We start from the raw sequence: 16,520 nt of genomic DNA, 5'->3' as shown, positions 1-16,520 counted from the left end.
CCAGATTGCTCAGGGCAAGATCCATTGTCCCTGACTGTTCTGTTCGCAGAACGGCTTGAGGTAGGCGGCGTCGCTCGCCACACCGTAGTAGTGGATGTCCTGTTCATAGGGCATGCGCTCGACCCGAGCGCCGCGGCAGATGCCGTAGGCGCCTTGTGGGCACTGCGCCAGGAATTGCACTTCGACCTGCTGCCCCGGCAGGTTGGGTCGACAAAAACCTTCCTTGAACAGCTTCGGCGGTATAGTGCGATTCTGCTGGCACACTTCGACGCTTACCCGTTCTGCCTGGCTGTGCACCACGCAGGCCTCGGCCCACACCTGGGTACTGGCCAGCAGCCCCAGCAAACCCCACACACGCATCGCTCAACCTCCATAGATATCCGACCATGCTGCAGAACATCCCCACCCATGTCATCGCAGGCCCCTTGGGCGCCGGCAAGACCAGCCTGATTCGTCGTCTGCTGGCGTGCAAGCCGACAAACCAGCGTTGGGCCGTGCTGATCAACGAATTCGGCCTGGTGGGCATCGACGCCGCGCTGCTTGCCACCACCGATGATGGTATCGCAATCGGCGAAATCGCCGGAGGATGTCTGTGCTGCGTGAACGGTGCGCCGTTTCAGATCGGCCTGGGCCGCCTGCTGCGCAAAGCCCGGCCGGATCGCCTGTTCATCGAACCCTCGGGCCTGGGGCATCCGTTGCAGATCCTTTCGCAACTGAGCGAAGCGCCCTGGCGCGGCGTTCTGGCGGTGCAACCGCTGGTGATGGTGCTCGACGCGCTGACCCTTGCGAAAGGCGTCGCGCTGCCAGCTGCACAGCGCGAAGCCGCTGAAGTGGCAGGCTTGTTGATCATGAACAAGGCAAAGCCGACGCCAGAAGTGTGCATAACTTCAGGGTTACCCACAGACCGACTGCTGTGGCTCGATGTCGATCAGGTGCGATTCGAGCAATTGCCCCTTGTGGATAATTCAGCGCCACTGGTTGTGGACAGGCTGAGGAAGCTCCCGCAAGCCATGGGCGAAATCTGGGTGGATAAGTCCCAGCCGCAATGCCAGGTGCAGGATCACCGCGATGGCTGGAGCATCGGCTGGCGATGGCAAGCCCGAACGCAGTTCGATTTGCCAACAGTGGAGCGCGCATTGGCCACTTGGTCTTGGCGACGGGCCAAGCTGGTTATCCACAGCCCGAATGGATGGTTTTCGAGCAACCTGCTGGCGGGGCAGTCGGTACAGTGGAAAACCAGTGAATGGCGTCGTGATTCACGTTTGGAGCTGATATTCGATACGCCGCAGGACGCAGCCGCTCTTCAGGACCACTTGCAGCAGGCACGCGTGTACGACCCATCGCAGCGCTGACGTCGCTCAGGGACGCCAGCGCTTGTGTTCCTGACGCCACTGACTCATCTCGATGACTTCGGCACTGGTCGCGGTTTTCACTTCGAACGGGTAGGGCGCCAGCTCGATCTGCACCGCGTGTGGCCCGAATTGGGTGGCGATGCCTGCATGGCGCTGCTCGCCGGTCACCGTGAATTCGAAGTTGTACACACGCGCCAGACGCTTGCGGCCGTTGGCATCGGCCAGCCAGGAAAAACGCTTGAAGGCCACGTTGTCGTCGAGCAGTTCCAGATCGAGCTTGCTGCAATGCTGCTTGACCCGCGCCAGGGCTTTTTCACGCAGGCCATGGTTGTGCCACAGCCAAGCCGCACCTGCGGCCATCAACATCAGGATGAACATATTGCCAAGGGTCAACATCGAAGTGCGCTCCAACCGGTTGCTCGCAGCTTAACTGTGTCTCCGGTCTGTCGTACAGGCTGCATTTCGCGCGATACTGCGCGCCATGAAGTCCTGTCACCGGTCCGGAATCCTTGCATGAAACGTACACCACACCTGCTCGCCATCCAGTCCCATGTCGTGTTCGGCCACGCCGGCAACAGCGCGGCGGTTTTTCCGATGCAGCGGGTGGGGGTCAAGGTCTGGCCACTGAATACGGTGCAGTTTTCCAATCACACTCAGTATGGCCAGTGGACGGGAGAAGTGTTGGCGCCGCAACACATTCCCGCACTGGTCGAAGGGATTGCGACGATTGGCGAATTGGGCAACTGCGATGCCGTGCTCAGTGGCTATCTGGGCAGCGCCGCGCAGGGGCGAGCGATCCTGGGCGTGGTACGTCGGGTCAAGGCGGCCAATCCCAAGGCCCTGTATCTGTGCGACCCGGTGATGGGGCATGCGGAAAAAGGCTGCGTGGTGCCGGCCGAGGTCAGCGACTTTCTGCTCGATGAAGCCGTTGCCGCTGCCGACGTACTGTGTCCCAACCAGCTGGAGCTCGACAGCTTCAGCGGGCGCAAGGCCCAATCCCTGCCGGACTGCGTGGCCATGGCGCGGGCGTTGCTGGCGCGCGGGCCCAAGGCGGTGCTGGTCAAGCACCTGGCCTATCCGGGCAAATCGGCCGAAGACTTCGAAATGCTTCTGGTCACTGCCGCGGGCAGCTGGCACCTGCGTCGTCCGCTGCTGGCGTTTCCGCGCCAACCGGTCGGTGTGGGTGACCTGACCAGTGGCTTGTTCCTCGCCCGGCTGCTGCTGGGCGATGATTGGCTGGCCGCTTTCGAATTCACTGCGGCGGCGGTGCATGAAGTACTGCTGGAAACCCAGGCCTGTGCCAGCTACGAGCTGGAACTGGTACGTGCCCAGGACCGCATCGTGCACCCGCGCCTGCGTTTCGACGCCGTGGCGCTTTAAATCGGCTCGTCCTTGAGATCGCGGTAGCGCTTTTCCAGCTCCTGGCGAATCTGTCGACGTTGCTGTGCCTGGATGAAGCGCCGCGAGCCTTCGGCATCCTGCGGCTGCAGGGGCGGTACGCTGGCCGGCTTGCGCTGGTCATCCACTGCCACCATGGTGAAGAAACAGCTGTTGGTGTGGCGCACGGAGCGTTCGCGGATGTTCTCGGTGACCACCTTGATGCCCACTTCCATCGAAGTATTGCCGGTGTAATTGACCGAAGCCAGGAACGTCACCAGTTCGCCGACATGCACCGGCTCGCGGAAGATCACCTGATCCACCGACAAGGTCACCACATACCGGCCGGCATAGCGGCTGGCGCAGGCGTAAGCCACTTCGTCGAGGTATTTGAGCAGGGTTCCTCCGTGCACATTGCCGGAAAAATTGGCCATGTCGGGGGTCATCAGCACCGTCATCGACAGCTGGGCGTTTCCAGGTTCCATAGTGAACTCACGGTTGGTTGGCAGAAGTGCAGGGGCGTCGCCTATATTGGCGTTTGCCGCTTTCAAAGGCTTGCATCCAGAAGCGGACGCCGAACGGACGGGCGCCGTCACGTCTATCGTGCCATTACGCAGGGCATAGCGGCGATCTGTTTCCGCATATTGCACCGACGTTCGCCTGCAATGGCCGGTGTTAATCTGCCTTTCTGAAACAATTGGTACAGCAATTCTGAATAGCAATGGAGGCTATCACCGTGCATGCCATCAGTTTTATCCAGGACCTGGCGGTGATCATGCTGGTAGCCGGCGTGGTGACGATTCTGTTTCACCGGCTACGGCAACCCGTGGTGCTGGGCTACATCGTTGCCGGCTTCATCATCGGCCCCCATACGCCGCCGTTCGGCTTGATCCACGACGAAGACACCATCAAGACCCTGGCCGAACTGGGCGTGATCTTTCTGATGTTCAGCCTGGGCCTGGAATTCAGCCTGCGCAAACTGTTCAAGGTCGGTGCCACGGCCTTCATCGCTGCGTTCCTGGAAATCGTGCTGATGATCTGGATCGGCTACGAAATCGGCCGCTGGTTCGATTGGGGCACCATGGACTCGCTGTTCCTCGGGGCTATCCTGGCAATCTCCTCGACCACCATCATCGTCAAGGCGCTCAACGACCTGAAGATGAAAAACGAGCGCTTCGCCCAGTTGATCTTCGGCGTGTTGATCGTCGAGGATATTCTAGGTATCGGTATCATCGCCCTGCTGTCGGGGATTGCCGTCAGCGGCGCGGTCAGTTCGGGCGAGGTTTTCTCGACGGTCGGCAAGCTCTCGCTGTTCATGGTCATTGCCCTGGTCGTGGGCATCCTGGTGGTGCCCCGACTGCTGGCCTATGTGGCCACCTTCGAAAGCAACGAGATGCTGCTGGTGACCGTGCTGGGCCTGTGCTTCGGCTTTTGCCTGCTGGTGGTCAAGCTTGAATACAGCATGGTGCTCGGGGCTTTCCTGATCGGGGCGATCATGGCCGAGTCGCGGCAATTGCTGAAGATCGAGCGTCTGATCGAACCCATCCGCGACATGTTCAGCGCGATCTTCTTCGTCGCCATCGGCCTCATGCTCGACCCCGCCATCCTGCTCGACTATGCCTGGCCGATTGCAGTCATCACCTTGGCCGTGGTGCTCGGCAAGATCGTCTCTTGCGGGCTGGGCGCGTTCATTGCCGGCAACGATGGCAAGACATCGCTGCGGGTGGGCATGGGCTTGTCGCAGATCGGCGAGTTCTCGTTCATCATCGCCGCGCTGGGCATGACCCTGCAGGTCACCAGCGATTTTCTCTATCCCGTTGCCGTGGCCGTGTCGGTGCTGACGACGCTGTCCACGCCGTACCTGATCCGGGCAGCCGATCCCTTGTCGCATCGCCTCGGCGCTATCGTGCCGCAACGTGTCGCACGCGTGCTGGGCATGTACGGGGAATGGCTGCGCAGCATCCAGCCGCGCGGGCAGGGCGCCATGCTGGCATCGATGATCCGCAAGATCCTCCTGCAGGTAGGGGTCAACCTGGCGCTGGTGATCGGTATCTTTCTGGCTGGCGCCTATTTTGCCGAACGTATCGGCGGTCACCTGACGACTTGGGTGGCCGAGCCCGGCGGGCAGAAGGCGTTGATCTGGGGCGCAGCCTTGCTGCTGTCGCTGCCGTTTTTGATCGCCGCCTATCGCAAGCTCAAGGCACTGTCGATGCTGCTGGCGGAAATGGGCGTGAAGCCGGAAATGGCTGGCAGGCATACCCAGCGGGTGCGGCGCGTCATCGCCGAAGTCATTCCGCTGCTGTCGCTGCTGGTGATTTTCGTGCTGCTGGCGGCACTGTCGGCGAGCATATTGCCGACCATGGAATTACTGCTGTTGATTGCGGTGGTTGCAGCAGCAGTGGTGGCCGTGTTGTGGCGCTGGTTCATTCGCGTGCATACGCGGATGCAGGTGGCTTTACTGGAAACCCTGGATAACAACGTCGAGCATTGAATTTGGGTAGGCAGGTTTGGCCTTTTCGCGGGTAGAACCCGCTCCCACAGGGTTGGCGGCGCGCCGTCGAGCTGTGAAAAGGTCACACCTGCCTCTACCGATCAGCTTTCCAGCCAGACGTCTCGCACCCAGTGCCAGACCGACTCCCAGCTTTCTTCGGTTACCAGCTCTTCTTCGCCCGACCACAGCACCACGGTGCCGTCTTCTTCGACACAGTAGTAGTCCTCGCCGTCCTGACAGATCGGGATCAGCTCGCGTGGTACGCCGATGTCCCAGGCGCTGGCGGCGACCTCCGGCAGATACGTATGCGATTGCGGGTCGGTCACGGTGACCGGTTCCAGGCTGCCATACACGACGTCGCTGACGGTGAGCAGATACTCCTTGAAGACGAACGGAATATTGATGAACAACTGCTCTTCGATCTCGACCAGCAGGTCTTCGTCTGGCAGTTCCAGGGGAACCGGTACCGGTTCGTTGGCTTCTCGGAGCTGCTCGATCACTTCTTCCACGATGTTTTCCTCTGACCAGAATACGCGCTGCGGTTTATACCTTAGCTGGAAATGGATGCAACGTTCAAAATGCAAAAACCCCGACCAGGGCCGGGGCTTTGCAAAGCGTGACGTGTATCAGTTCTGGCGGATACCCGCGACCAGCCAAGGCTGATTTTCGCCCTGGGCGCGTTCCATGTTCCAGCTTTCGCTGAAGGGTTCGCCCTTGTCGAAGCGCGAGGTCTTCGATACGCCGACGAATGTCAGGGTAGCGATGGTTTTCTCGGCGCGGTCATCGACACCTTCCAGCTGCACTTGCAGATCGTCGATATAGGTGGACTGGAAGCCATCACCCAGCTCGGCACGTTCCTGCTTCAACGATTGCAGCATCTGCGGCGTGACGAACTCGGCGATCTTGTCCATCTCGTTCGCGTCCCAGTGCTGCTGCAGCGACTGGAAGTGGCTGCGGGCTGCGTTCAGGAAGCTTTCTTCGTTGAACCAGGCCGGCGCGTTGATCACCGGACGGGCTGCGGAAGCACCGCTGGCGCCACCGAAGATCGACGGTTGGGCAGGTGCCTGGTCGATCGCTTCACGCTGGTACGGAGCACCGGCGCCGGCCATTTGCGGGCCCTGCTGCTGCTTGCGACGGCGAGCGGCGATGAAGCGGAAGATCAGGAAGGCGATGACCGCCATGATCAGGAAGTCGAAGATCTGCATGCCCTGGAAGCCATCGCCCATGAACATGGACGCCAGCAGGCCACCGGCGGCGAGGCCGGCCAGAGGGCCCAACCAGCGCGAGGCACCGCTGGCGGCTGGGGCTGCACGGCCTGGGACGGCTGCTGCGGCACCTGGAGTGGTGGGCGCGGCCTGGCGAGTCTGGTGAGTCGGGGCTGCGCCCATGCTCTTGCCGCCGCCGAAGCGTTTGGCACTGGCATCGAGGCTCATGGTCAGGCCGATGCACAGGGCCAGGGCCATGCTGAGAAAACGTTGCATAGGTTCATTCCGTTAGGTGGATTGCACGCGAGTCATGTTGCACAGGTGTGCTGTACATAGCTAGTGACAACATGTTTCGAGCTTTTGCGTAAATGCGAAGCACGGCGTAGGAAAATTCGTTGCTCCTTGGAAAGGCCGTGTCGGCTTTTTCGCGGCCGCCGGGCACCGCGACAAAGCCCTGCAGCCAGTGGCTACACTGGCTCGAGCTTCGCGTACCCCAGCATCAACCACTTGCTGCCCTCGGCGAAGTTGACCTGCACTCGCGCCTGCGCGCCGGAGCCTTCGAAGTTGAGGATCACGCCTTCGCCAAACACAGAGTGCTGCACGCGCTGGCCCAGGTTGAACTGGGTTTCCGGAATATTGGCCGCACCGAACAGGCTGCTCGAGTTCTGCGCCTGGCCACCGCCGAAAGGACGACTCACGCTGTTGGACAGGCGCACTTCCTGGATCAGCCCGGCGGGCACCTCGCGCACGAAGCGCGACACCTTGTTGTAGGTCTCGCTGCCGTAGAGGCGGCGCGTTTCGGCGTAGGTCATGACCAGCTGCTGCATGGCCCGGGTGATGCCGACATAGGCCAGGCGCCGCTCTTCCTCGAGACGGCCAGGCTCTTCCAGGCTCATCTTGTGCGGGAACAGGCCTTCTTCCATGCCCACCAGGAACACGTAGGGAAACTCCAGGCCCTTGGCGCTGTGCAGGGTCATCAGCTGCACGCTGTCCTCGTGCTCCTCGGCCTGGGTGTCGCCGGCCTCGAGCGAGGCATGGCCCAAGAATGCCGCCAGCGGCGTCAGGTCGGCTTCTGCCTCGCCGTTTTCGAAGTTGCGCGCAGCGCTGACCAGTTCCTCGAGGTTTTCCACCCGTGCCTGGCCTTTTTCGCCCTTTTCTTCCTGGTGGTAGATGATCAGGCCGGACTGCTCGATGACCGTCTGGGTCATCAGGTGCAACGGCATCTGCATGACCTTGGCGGCGAGGTTCTCGATCAGCTCGATGAACGCGCCCAGGGCATTGGCGGCGCGCCCGGTCAGGCCCTTGTTGGCCACCAGTTGGCGGCCGGCTTCCCACATCGACACTTCGGCATGACGGGCATGCTGACGGATGGCTTCGACGGTCTTCTCGCCCAGGCCGCGTGGCGGGACGTTGATCACCCGCTCCAGGGCGGCATCGTTGCCGCGCCCTTCGAGCAGGCGCAGGTACGCCATGGCGTTCTTGATTTCGGCGCGTTCGAAGAAGCGCTGCCCGCCATAGATGCGATAAGGGATACGCTCGCGCAACAGCGCCTCTTCCAGCACCCGCGACTGGGCGTTGGAACGGTAGAGAATGGCGATGTCGCTGCGCGCCAGGCCGGTCTTGAGCGCGCTCTCGATGGTTTCGACCACATAGCGCGCCTCGTCGTGTTCGTTGAACGCGGCGTACAGGCTGATCGGCTCGCCATCGCCGCCATCGGTCCACAGCTCCTTGCCCAGACGCCCGCTGTTGTTGGCGATCAGGGCGTTGGCGGCCTTGAGGATGCCGGCGGTGGAGCGGTAGTTCTGTTCCAGACGAATCAGCTGCGAATCAGGGAAGTCAGCGGAATACTGGTGAATGTTTTCGATCTTGGCGCCGCGCCAGCCGTAGATCGACTGGTCGTCGTCGCCTACCACCATCAAGCTGTCGCCACCTTGTGCCAGCAACCGCAGCCAGGCGTACTGCACGGCGTTGGTGTCCTGGAACTCGTCGACCAGCACATGGCGGAAACGGCGCTGATAGTGCGCCAGCAGGCCAGGGTTGTCGCGCCACAGGTCGAGGGCGCGCAGCAGCAGTTCGGAGAAGTCGATCACCCCCGCCCGCGCGCAGGCCGCCTCGTACGCTTCGTAGATCGAGCGCATGGTCGCCAGGAACAGGTCGCCACCGGGCTGGATGTGCTGCGGACGCAAGCCCTCGTCCTTCTGCCCGTTGATGAACCACTGCGCCTGGCGCACGGGCCACTTCTGCTCGTCCAGGCCCAGCTCGCGCATGACCCGCTTGACCAGGCGTTGCTGGTCGTCGCTGTCGAGAATCTGGAAGTTCTGGTTCAGGCCAGCTTCCTGCCAGTGCGCGCGCAGCAGGCGATGGGCCAGGCCGTGGAAGGTGCCGACCCACATGCCGGCCGGGTTGATGCCCATCAGCTGCTCGATGCGCTGGCGCATCTCGGCGGCCGCCTTGTTGGTGAACGTCACCGACAGCAGCGAGTGCGGCGAGGCGTTTTCGACCTGGATCAGCCAGGCGATACGGTGCACCAGCACTCGGGTTTTACCGGAACCAGCACCGGCCAGGACCAACTGACGGCCGACGGAGGCCGCTACGGCCTGGCGTTGGGCATCGTTGAGGGAGTTCAGCAGAAGGGAGAGGTCATCGCGCATCCGGGCATTTTAGGGTGCGCGATGGAGTTGGGGCAAACAAGAGTTGCGCGTCTTTGGATAAATACCTGCAGAGTCGGACATAAGGTGCAAGTGCGCCGCCTGTGCTTGTGTATTCTGGCTCGACGGATGGCACCTCACGACAAGCACATTGCCCATGACGCCGAACCTCAACCCGCTGGACTCGCCCCTGGAGCAGCAGGCCCTGCAGGAGCGCTACGCCGCGCAACTGGCCGCCGAGCGCACGCGCCTGCTGTACCAGGGCTCGTTGCTGCCGACCTTGCTGATGCTGCTCAACGGCGGCCTGTGCGCCTGGCTGCTATGGACTCCGCAGCATTACCTGGGGGTCAGCATCGGGTTGTTGTGGCTGTTGCTGCTGGTGGCCGGACGGGTCATCCAGGTGGCGGCGTTCGATGCGGCCATGCCGGACCGGCAGGCCCAGGCCCACTGGCGGCGCATGTTCATCTTCGGCTCGGCCGTCAGCGGCGCGACCCTGGCGGCGGCGGCCATCATGCTGGTGTCCGAAGACAACCTCATCCAACAGGCCTGGGTGTTCGGCCTGCTCGGCGCGGCGACGCTGTCGGCCAGCGTGGCCTACGCCGTCAGCCTGCCGGCCTTTCTTGCCTATACCTTGCCGTGCCTGCTGCCGCCCACCGCCTACCTGTTCGTATGGAACGACGGCGCCCAGCGCGGCTGGGGCTGGTTCGGGCTGATTTTCCTGGGGGCATTGCTGGTGGTCGCCTGGCAGGTCAATCGCCTGACCAACCGCAGCCTGTTGCGGCGCTTTCGCAACCAGGAGCTGATCGAGACCCTGCAGTTGGCGCAAAGCCGCAGCGAGCGCCTGAACCAGGCCCTGACCACCGAAGTTGGCCAGCGCCGCGAGGCCCAGCAGCAATTGGCTCAGGCCCATGCGGAGCTGGAAAATCGCGTGCAGCAGCGCAGTCGTGAACTGGATCAGGCCAACCAGGCGCTGGGCAAGAGCGAGCAGCGTCTGGCCCTGGCGTTGGAGGCGAGCGGTTTGGGCCTGTGGGACTGGAACCTGAGCACAGACGAGGTCTACCACACCCAACTCAAGGAGCTGTTCGGCCTGGAGCCGGAATTCATGCAGGCAATGCTCAAGCAACTGCGCCCGCGCATGCACCCGGAGGACGTGCCGCGGGTGAAGCGCGCCATGATCGACCACCTCAAGGGTCGCAGCGACGACTACCTGGTGCAGTACCGGATCCGCCACCATGAAGGCCACTGGTTGTGGATCGAAGACCACGGTCGGGCCGTGGAGCGTGCGGCGGATGGCAGTGTCCTGCGCATGGTCGGCACCCGCCGCGACGCCAGCCGCGACATCGCCCTGAGCGGCCAGCTGGAGCTGGCGGGGTTGGTGTTCGACCATTCCAACGAGGGCATCCTGGTGCTCGACGCTCATTGCAAAGTACTGACGTCGAATCCGGCATTCAGCCGTATTACCGGGCTGGCTGCGGATCAACTCTGCGGGCGATCCTGGTGGCAACTGCCTTGCAGTCGCGATGCGCGCAGGTGCAAGGCGTCGATTCGGCATGCCATGGACGTCGAGGGTTCATGGCAGGGAGCGCTGACCGAGACGCGACTGAATGGGGAGCAGTATGGTCAATGGCTACAACTGATCGGCGTGCGAAATGCCCGAGGTGAAGTTCACCAGACCATCGTTCTGGTCACCGACGTGTCGGCGCGTACCGGTGACCACCCCTAGCCTGGGCCGGGGTACGCGCAGGTGAGACTCATGGGTACCGATGACATTCGCAAAGGGCCGGATTTGGCGGCCGATCATCCTTGCTGAGACGTTTAACTGGGCGATCACAGAGGCCTGTAGTATAACTGCAGACTAGCTACATCCCGGCCCTTCGACCCCTTTAGCGGAAGCTGTCCCTTGAACCTGCTGCAACACATCGACCAGTCTCGCCACCTGCTGCGCAAATCCGAACTCAAGGTTGCCGAGCATGTGCTGCTGGACCCTGCGGCGGTGATGCACAGCTCCATGGCCGACCTGGCGCACAGCGTGGGCATCAGCGAGCCGACCATCGTGCGTTTCTGCCGGGCGATCGGCTGCACCGGTTTCCAGGACCTCAAACTCAAGCTGGCGCAAAGCCTGGCGGCGGGGGCGAGTTTCGGTCAGTTCGCCATCCACGAAGACGACTCGGTGGCCGACTACAGCCTGAAGATCTTCGACACCACCCTGCATACTCTGATGGAGGTGCGCGAGAAGCTCGACCCCGAAGCCCTGCAGCGGGCGATCAGCGCCATGGTTACCGCACAGCGCGTCGAGTTCTATGGTTTCGGCGCATCCGGCGCAGTGGCCGCCGATGCCCAGCACAAGTTCTTCCGTCTGCTGCTGACGGCGGCGGCTTACTCGGACCCGCACATGCAGGCCATGTCGGCAGTGACACTGAAGCCGACCGACGTGGCCGTGTGCATCTCCCAATCCGGGCGCTCGAAGGACCTGCTGATCACCGCCAACCTGGTGCGTGAAACCGGCGCCACCCTGATTTCGCTGTGCCCGGGGCAGACGCCGCTGGCGGAACTGGCGACGGTCAACCTGGCGGTCGACGTGCATGAAGACACCGAGATCTACACCCCGCTGGCCTCCCGCATCGCCCACCTGGTGGTGATCGACGTACTGGCCATGGGCGTGGCAATGGCCCGCGGCCCAGACCTGGTCAATCACCTGAAGAGCGTCAAGCGCAGTCTGCGCAGCCTGCGCCTGTCGCCCAAGTCGTTGAAGGCCCACGAGGCTCACGAGGACTGAGCGACCGCTGCGGTTTAACCCGATGTTCACCGCCTCGTCGCCAAACCTTCACATAGCCACGCCACCCTGTACTCCCGAACTCGAACTGGGAGACACGCAATGGCTCGTTACTTCGATGGCTCGCAACCGCAGGGCAACAGCGCGACCCGTACCAAGCGTCAGCAGGAAGATCAGCGCCGCATGGAGTTTCGCCGCGCGATCGAGAGCTATTCCGAGCAGCGTCGTTTGCTCCAGGAAATCGGCGACGATGCCGAGCTCAATTACTGGCAGGCGGCATCGACGGGTTCCCGGCAAAGCGCTCGACCAGCGCCGTGATCTGTGCACGTTCGGCGCGGATGAATGCGGCAAAGGCCAACGCCACCGGCGACTGACGCCGTGCCTTGGCCTGCACCACGCACCAACTGCGCTGCAACGGCAGCTCTTCCACACGCAATTCGCACAAGGTACCTGTGGATAACTCCCTGGCGACGGCGTGGCGTGTCAGCAGTGCCAGCCCCAGCCCCGCGATCACGCATTCGCGCTGAGCCTCGGCGGAAGACACTTCCAGCGTCTGCGCAAAATGCACGCGCTTCTCCTTGAAATATTCCTCGCACGCTCGTCGTGTGCCCGAACCCTGTTCGCGTACCAGCAACGTATAGGCTTGCAGCTCCTGCAGGTTCACCCGTTCCTGCTGGCACAGCGGGTGCTCGGGCGGAGCCACCGCCACGATCGGATTGTTGAGGAAGGGCATGAAGTCCAGCCCCATGTCCTGCGGCACCATCGACATGATGGTCACGTCGTCGCGGTTGTCACTCAAACGGCGAATGACCTGCGCACGGTTGACCACCGTGAGCTGCAGATTGACTTCCGGATGCAGCGTGCGGAAGGCGGCGAACAGGTGTGGCGTGAAATATTTGGCACTGGATTCGACCGCCAGCTTGAGTTGCCCCTGCAGCGAGCCCTGCAGGTCGGACAGCTGCATGTCGAGGTTTTCCAGGCGGCCGAAGATATCCCGGCTGGCGGCCTGCAGCGCTTGCGCTGCCTCGGTCAGGTAGAGCTTCTTGCCCACATAGTCGAATAATGGCTGGCCCACCAGCTCTTCCAGCTGACGAATCTGCAAGCTGACTGCCGGTTGAGTCAGCGACATTTCTTCCGCCGCGCGGCTGTAGGAGCGCAGGTCGCATACTTCGTTGAACACTTGCAGCTGACGCAACGTCAGGCGCATCAATGACTTACGCATTTCTCAATCCGATGTGCGGTGGGCAGTTCCTCAAATATAAGCTTTTACTAATATGTAACCCAACAAAGATTTATTTTTATTAATCCTCATGCCGCGCTAGCTTGCAGGGGCGACCAGGAAACAACTGGTTACCCAAAGGGTCGGCCACGCACCGACCCGAATGGATTCATCGGTCGAGGAAATTCCAAGTGATAAAAAAGATCCTGATCGCCAACCGAGGTGAGATTGCCGTACGTATCGTACGAGCCTGCGCCGAAATGGGCATTCGTTCGGTCGCGATCTACTCCGAAGCCGATCGCCACGCGCTGCACGTCAAGCGCGCCGACGAAGCCCACAGCATCGGTGCCGAGCCCCTGGCCGGTTACCTGAACCCACGCAAGCTGGTGAACCTGGCGGTGGAAACCGGCTGCGATGCCTTGCACCCGGGCTATGGCTTTCTTTCCGAGAACGCCGAGCTGGCGGATATCTGCGCCGAGCGAGGGGTGAAGTTCATCGGCCCGTCTGCCGAAGTCATCCGCCGCATGGGTGACAAGACCGAAGCCCGGCGCAGCATGATCAAGGCGGGCGTGCCGGTCACGCCCGGCACCGAGGGCAACGTGGCCGACATCCGCGAAGCGCTGGAGGAGGGCGAACGCATCGGCTATCCGGTCATGCTCAAGGCCACTTCCGGTGGCGGCGGGCGCGGCATTCGTCGCTGCAACAGCCGCGAGGAGCTGGAGCAGGCGTTCCCGCGGGTGATTTCCGAAGCGACCAAGGCTTTCGGTTCGGCCGAAGTGTTCCTGGAAAAATGCATCGTCAATCCCAAGCACATCGAAGCACAGATTCTGGGTGACAGCTTCGGCAATGTGGTGCACCTGTTCGAGCGCGACTGCTCGATTCAGCGGCGTAACCAGAAGCTCATCGAGATCGCGCCCAGCCCGCAGCTGACCCCCGAGCAGCGCGCCTACATCGGCGACCTGTCGGTGCGAGCGGCCAAGGCGGTGGGTTACGAGAACGCCGGCACCGTGGAATTCCTGCTCGCCGAGGGCGAGGTGTATTTCATGGAGATGAACACCCGGGTGCAGGTCGAACACACCATCACCGAGGAAATCACCGGCATCGACATCGTCCGTGAGCAGATCCGCATCGCCTCGGGGCTGGCCCTTTCGGTAAAGCAGGAAGACATCGTGCACCGCGGCTTTGCCCTGCAGTTCCGCATCAATGCCGAGGATCCGAAGAACAATTTCCTGCCCAGCTTCGGCAAGATCACCCGCTACTACGCGCCTGGTGGGCCGGGCGTACGCACCGACACGGCGATCTATACCGGCTACACCATTCCGCCGTTCTACGATTCCATGTGCCTGAAGCTGGTGGTCTGGGCGCTGACCTGGGAAGAGGCCATGGACCGCGGCCTGCGTGCGCTGGATGACATGCGCCTGCAAGGCATCAAGACCACCGCGGCGTACTACCAGGAAATCCTGCGCAACCCCGAGTTTCGCAGTGGCCAGTTCAACACCAGTTTCGTCGACAGCCACCCTGAGCTGACCCAGTACTCGATCAAGCGCAAACCCGAAGAGCTGGCCCTGGCCATCGCCGCCGCCATCGCCGCCCACGCCGGCCTGTGAGGAACACAACAATGTCCAATACGCCTGTTTCCAAGCGAATATTCGTTACCGACACCATCCTGCGCGACGCCCACCAGTCCTTGCTGGCAACGCGCATGCGCACCGAAGACATGCTGCCTATCTGCGACAAGCTCGACCGGGTGGGCTACTGGTCGCTGGAAGTATGGGGCGGCGCCACCTTCGATGCTTGCGTGCGCTTCCTCAAGGAAGACCCGTGGGAACGCCTGCGCAAGCTGCGCGAGGCGCTGCCGAACACGCGTCTGCAGATGCTCCTGCGCGGGCAGAACCTGCTCGGCTACCGGCATTACAGCGATGACGTGGTGCGGGCCTTCGTGGCCAAGGCGGCCGACAACGGTATCGACGTGTTTCGCATCTTCGATGCCATGAACGACGTGCGGAACCTGCGCGTGGCCATCGAGGCCGTGAAGGCAGCCGGCAAACACGCCCAGGGCACCATCGCCTATACCACCAGCCCGGTGCATACCGTGGCCGCGTTCGTGGCCCAGGCCAAACAGATGGAAGCCATGGGCTGCGACTCGGTGGCGATCAAGGACATGGCGGGCTTGCTGACGCCTTATGCGACCGGCGAACTGGTCAGGGCGTTGAAGGCCGAGCAGTCGCTGCCGGTGTTCATCCACAGCCACGACACGGCAGGCCTGGCCGCGATGTGCCAGCTCAAGGCCGTGGAAAATGGCGCCGATCACATCGACACCGCCATCTCGAGCTTCGCCTGGGGCACCAGCCATCCGGGCACCGAGTCGATGGTCGCGGCGCTCAAGGGCAGCGAATTCGATACCGGCCTGAGCCTGGAACTGCTGCAGGAAATCGGCCTGTATTTCTACGCCGTGCGCAAGAAGTACCACCAGTTCGAAAGCGAATTCACCGCGGTCGATACCCGTGTGCAGGTCAACCAGGTGCCGGGCGGGATGATTTCCAATTTGGCCAACCAGCTCAAGGAGCAGGGCGCGCTGAACCGTATGAACGAGGTGCTGGCCGAGATCCCCAAGGTGCGCGAAGACCTCGGCTTCCCGCCACTGGTCACGCCCACCTCGCAGATCGTCGGTACCCAGGCATTCTTCAACGTGTTGGCCGGCGAGCGCTACAAGACCATCACCAACGAAGTGAAGTTGTACCTGCAAGGCGGCTATGGCCAGGCGCCGGGCAAGGTCAACGAACAACTGCGGCGCCAGGCGATCGGCAGCGAGGAGGTCATCGACGTACGTCCCGCCGACCTGCTCAAGCCGGAGATGGACAAGCTGCGCAAGGACATCGGCGAGCTGGCCCAGTCGGAGGAGGATGTACTGACGTTTGCGATGTTCCCCGACATCGGGCGCAAGTTCCTCGAAGAGCGTGCCGCCGGCACGCTGGTGCCCGAGATGTTGCTGCCGATCCCCGAGGCCGGAGCGCAGGTTGCGCGCAGCGGTGAAGGGGTACCGACCGAATTCGTCATCGATGTGCACGGCGAGAGCTATCGAGTCGACATCACCGGTGTCGGGGTCAAGGCCGAAGGCAAGCGGCACTTCTACCTGTCCATCGACGGCATGCCTGAAGAGGTGGTGTTCGAGCCGTTGAACGAGTTCGTCGGCAGCGGTATCGGCAAACGCAAGCAGGCCAGCGAACCCGGCCATGTCAGCACCGCCATGCCCGGCAATATCGTCGATGTGCTGGTCAAGCTGGGTGACTCGGTCAAGGCCGGCCAGGCGCTGTTGATCACCGAGGCGATGAAGATGGAAACCGAGGTCCAGGCCGGTGTGGCAGGCAAGGTCACGGCGATCCACGTGGCCAAGGGCGACCGCGTGAACCCCGGCGAGATACTGATCGAGATCGAGGGCTGATCTCAGGTTTCAA

The 16,520-nt window shown here is 62.4% G+C and carries 14 protein-coding genes and 1 pseudogene; 8 read left to right on the top strand and 7 right to left on the bottom strand.

Annotated elements, in window-relative coordinates; all coding sequences use genetic code 11:
• Positions 1-9: 9 nt before the first annotated feature.
• Positions 10-360: an NADH:ubiquinone oxidoreductase gene (locus ONG87_RS20925; protein WP_192176239.1), complete on the bottom strand. Its 351-nt coding sequence runs from the start codon at positions 358-360 to the stop codon at positions 10-12.
• A 26-nt stretch (positions 361-386) separates the two neighbouring features.
• On the opposite strand from ONG87_RS20925, the gene ONG87_RS20920 reads away from it, so the two are divergent.
• Positions 387-1,352, top strand: coding sequence for a GTP-binding protein (locus tag ONG87_RS20920; RefSeq protein ID WP_264381972.1), 966 nt, complete (start codon positions 387-389; stop codon positions 1,350-1,352).
• A 6-nt stretch (positions 1,353-1,358) separates the two neighbouring features.
• On the opposite strand, the gene ONG87_RS20915 is transcribed toward ONG87_RS20920, so the two are convergent.
• Positions 1,359-1,748 (bottom strand): DUF3301 domain-containing protein, encoded by a 390-nt coding sequence (locus tag ONG87_RS20915; protein WP_192137814.1) that lies wholly within the window; start codon positions 1,746-1,748, stop codon positions 1,359-1,361.
• A gap of 117 nt (positions 1,749-1,865) precedes the next feature.
• Here ONG87_RS20915 and pdxY point away from each other — a divergent pair, with 117 nt between their 5' ends.
• Complete coding sequence (gene pdxY, locus ONG87_RS20910) at positions 1,866-2,732, top strand: pyridoxal kinase PdxY (protein ID WP_192137815.1); 867 nt, start codon at positions 1,866-1,868, stop codon at positions 2,730-2,732.
• On the opposite strand, the gene ONG87_RS20905 is transcribed toward pdxY, so the two are convergent.
• A complete protein-coding gene (locus ONG87_RS20905; RefSeq protein WP_264381971.1) occupies positions 2,729-3,214 on the bottom strand; it encodes an acyl-CoA thioesterase in 486 nt (161 codons plus the stop codon). The two genes, pdxY and ONG87_RS20905, sit on opposite strands and share 4 nt — an antisense overlap.
• 251 nt (positions 3,215-3,465) lie before the next feature.
• Here ONG87_RS20905 and ONG87_RS20900 point away from each other — a divergent pair, with 251 nt between their 5' ends.
• On the top strand, positions 3,466-5,220 hold the full coding sequence (locus ONG87_RS20900) for a cation:proton antiporter (protein WP_264382887.1): 1,755 nt from the start codon (positions 3,466-3,468) through the stop codon (positions 5,218-5,220).
• Positions 5,221-5,321: 101 nt separating this feature from the next.
• Here ONG87_RS20900 and ONG87_RS20895 read toward each other — a convergent pair whose 3' ends face one another.
• From ONG87_RS20895 to uvrD, 3 genes are all read right to left on the bottom strand, one after another.
• Positions 5,322-5,729 (bottom strand): SMI1/KNR4 family protein, encoded by a 408-nt coding sequence (locus ONG87_RS20895; protein ID WP_122480011.1) that lies wholly within the window; start codon positions 5,727-5,729, stop codon positions 5,322-5,324.
• Between the two features lie 117 nt (positions 5,730-5,846).
• Positions 5,847-6,701: a Tim44 domain-containing protein gene (locus ONG87_RS20890; protein ID WP_122480010.1), complete on the bottom strand. Its 855-nt coding sequence runs from the start codon at positions 6,699-6,701 to the stop codon at positions 5,847-5,849.
• A 191-nt stretch (positions 6,702-6,892) separates the two neighbouring features.
• The gene (gene uvrD / locus ONG87_RS20885) at positions 6,893-9,076 is read right to left on the bottom strand and encodes a DNA helicase II (RefSeq protein ID WP_122480009.1); all 2,184 of its coding nucleotides are present in this window, start codon (positions 9,074-9,076) and stop codon (positions 6,893-6,895) included.
• Positions 9,077-9,230: 154 nt separating this feature from the next.
• On the opposite strand from uvrD, the pseudogene ONG87_RS20880 reads away from it, so the two are divergent.
• The 3 genes and pseudogenes from ONG87_RS20880 to ONG87_RS20870 all read left to right on the top strand — a co-directional run.
• Positions 9,231-10,739: pseudogene (locus ONG87_RS20880) on the top strand (PAS domain-containing protein); the annotation flags it as partial.
• 234 nt (positions 10,740-10,973) lie between these two features.
• Positions 10,974-11,849, top strand: a complete 876-nt coding sequence (gene hexR / locus ONG87_RS20875; protein WP_122480007.1) for a transcriptional regulator HexR — start codon at positions 10,974-10,976, stop codon at positions 11,847-11,849.
• A gap of 99 nt (positions 11,850-11,948) precedes the next feature.
• Positions 11,949-12,164: a PA3496 family putative envelope integrity protein gene (locus ONG87_RS20870; protein WP_192059308.1), complete on the top strand. Its 216-nt coding sequence runs from the start codon at positions 11,949-11,951 to the stop codon at positions 12,162-12,164.
• Here ONG87_RS20870 and ONG87_RS20865 read toward each other — a convergent pair.
• A complete protein-coding gene (locus ONG87_RS20865; protein WP_264381970.1) occupies positions 12,106-13,068 on the bottom strand; it encodes a LysR family transcriptional regulator in 963 nt (320 codons plus the stop codon). The two genes, ONG87_RS20870 and ONG87_RS20865, sit on opposite strands and share 59 nt — an antisense overlap.
• A 188-nt stretch (positions 13,069-13,256) precedes the next feature.
• Between ONG87_RS20865 and ONG87_RS20860 the strand changes: the two genes are divergently transcribed.
• Together ONG87_RS20860 and oadA are read left to right on the top strand one after the other, a co-directional pair.
• The gene (locus ONG87_RS20860) at positions 13,257-14,672 is read left to right on the top strand and encodes an acetyl-CoA carboxylase biotin carboxylase subunit (protein WP_122480004.1); all 1,416 of its coding nucleotides are present in this window, start codon (positions 13,257-13,259) and stop codon (positions 14,670-14,672) included.
• 11 nt (positions 14,673-14,683) lie between these two features.
• Entirely contained in the window at positions 14,684-16,507 is a 1,824-nt protein-coding gene (gene oadA, locus ONG87_RS20855) for a sodium-extruding oxaloacetate decarboxylase subunit alpha (protein WP_264381969.1), read from the top strand.
• The last annotated feature ends 13 nt before the right edge of the window (positions 16,508-16,520 follow it).

It is taken from the genome of Pseudomonas sp. MM227 (assembly GCF_947090715.1).
In the GTDB taxonomy this organism is placed as follows: Bacteria; Pseudomonadota; Gammaproteobacteria; order Pseudomonadales; family Pseudomonadaceae; genus Aquipseudomonas; species Aquipseudomonas baltica.
Note: the sequence above shows the minus strand (reverse complement) of the source record. Positions and strands in the feature narration are given on the sequence as shown.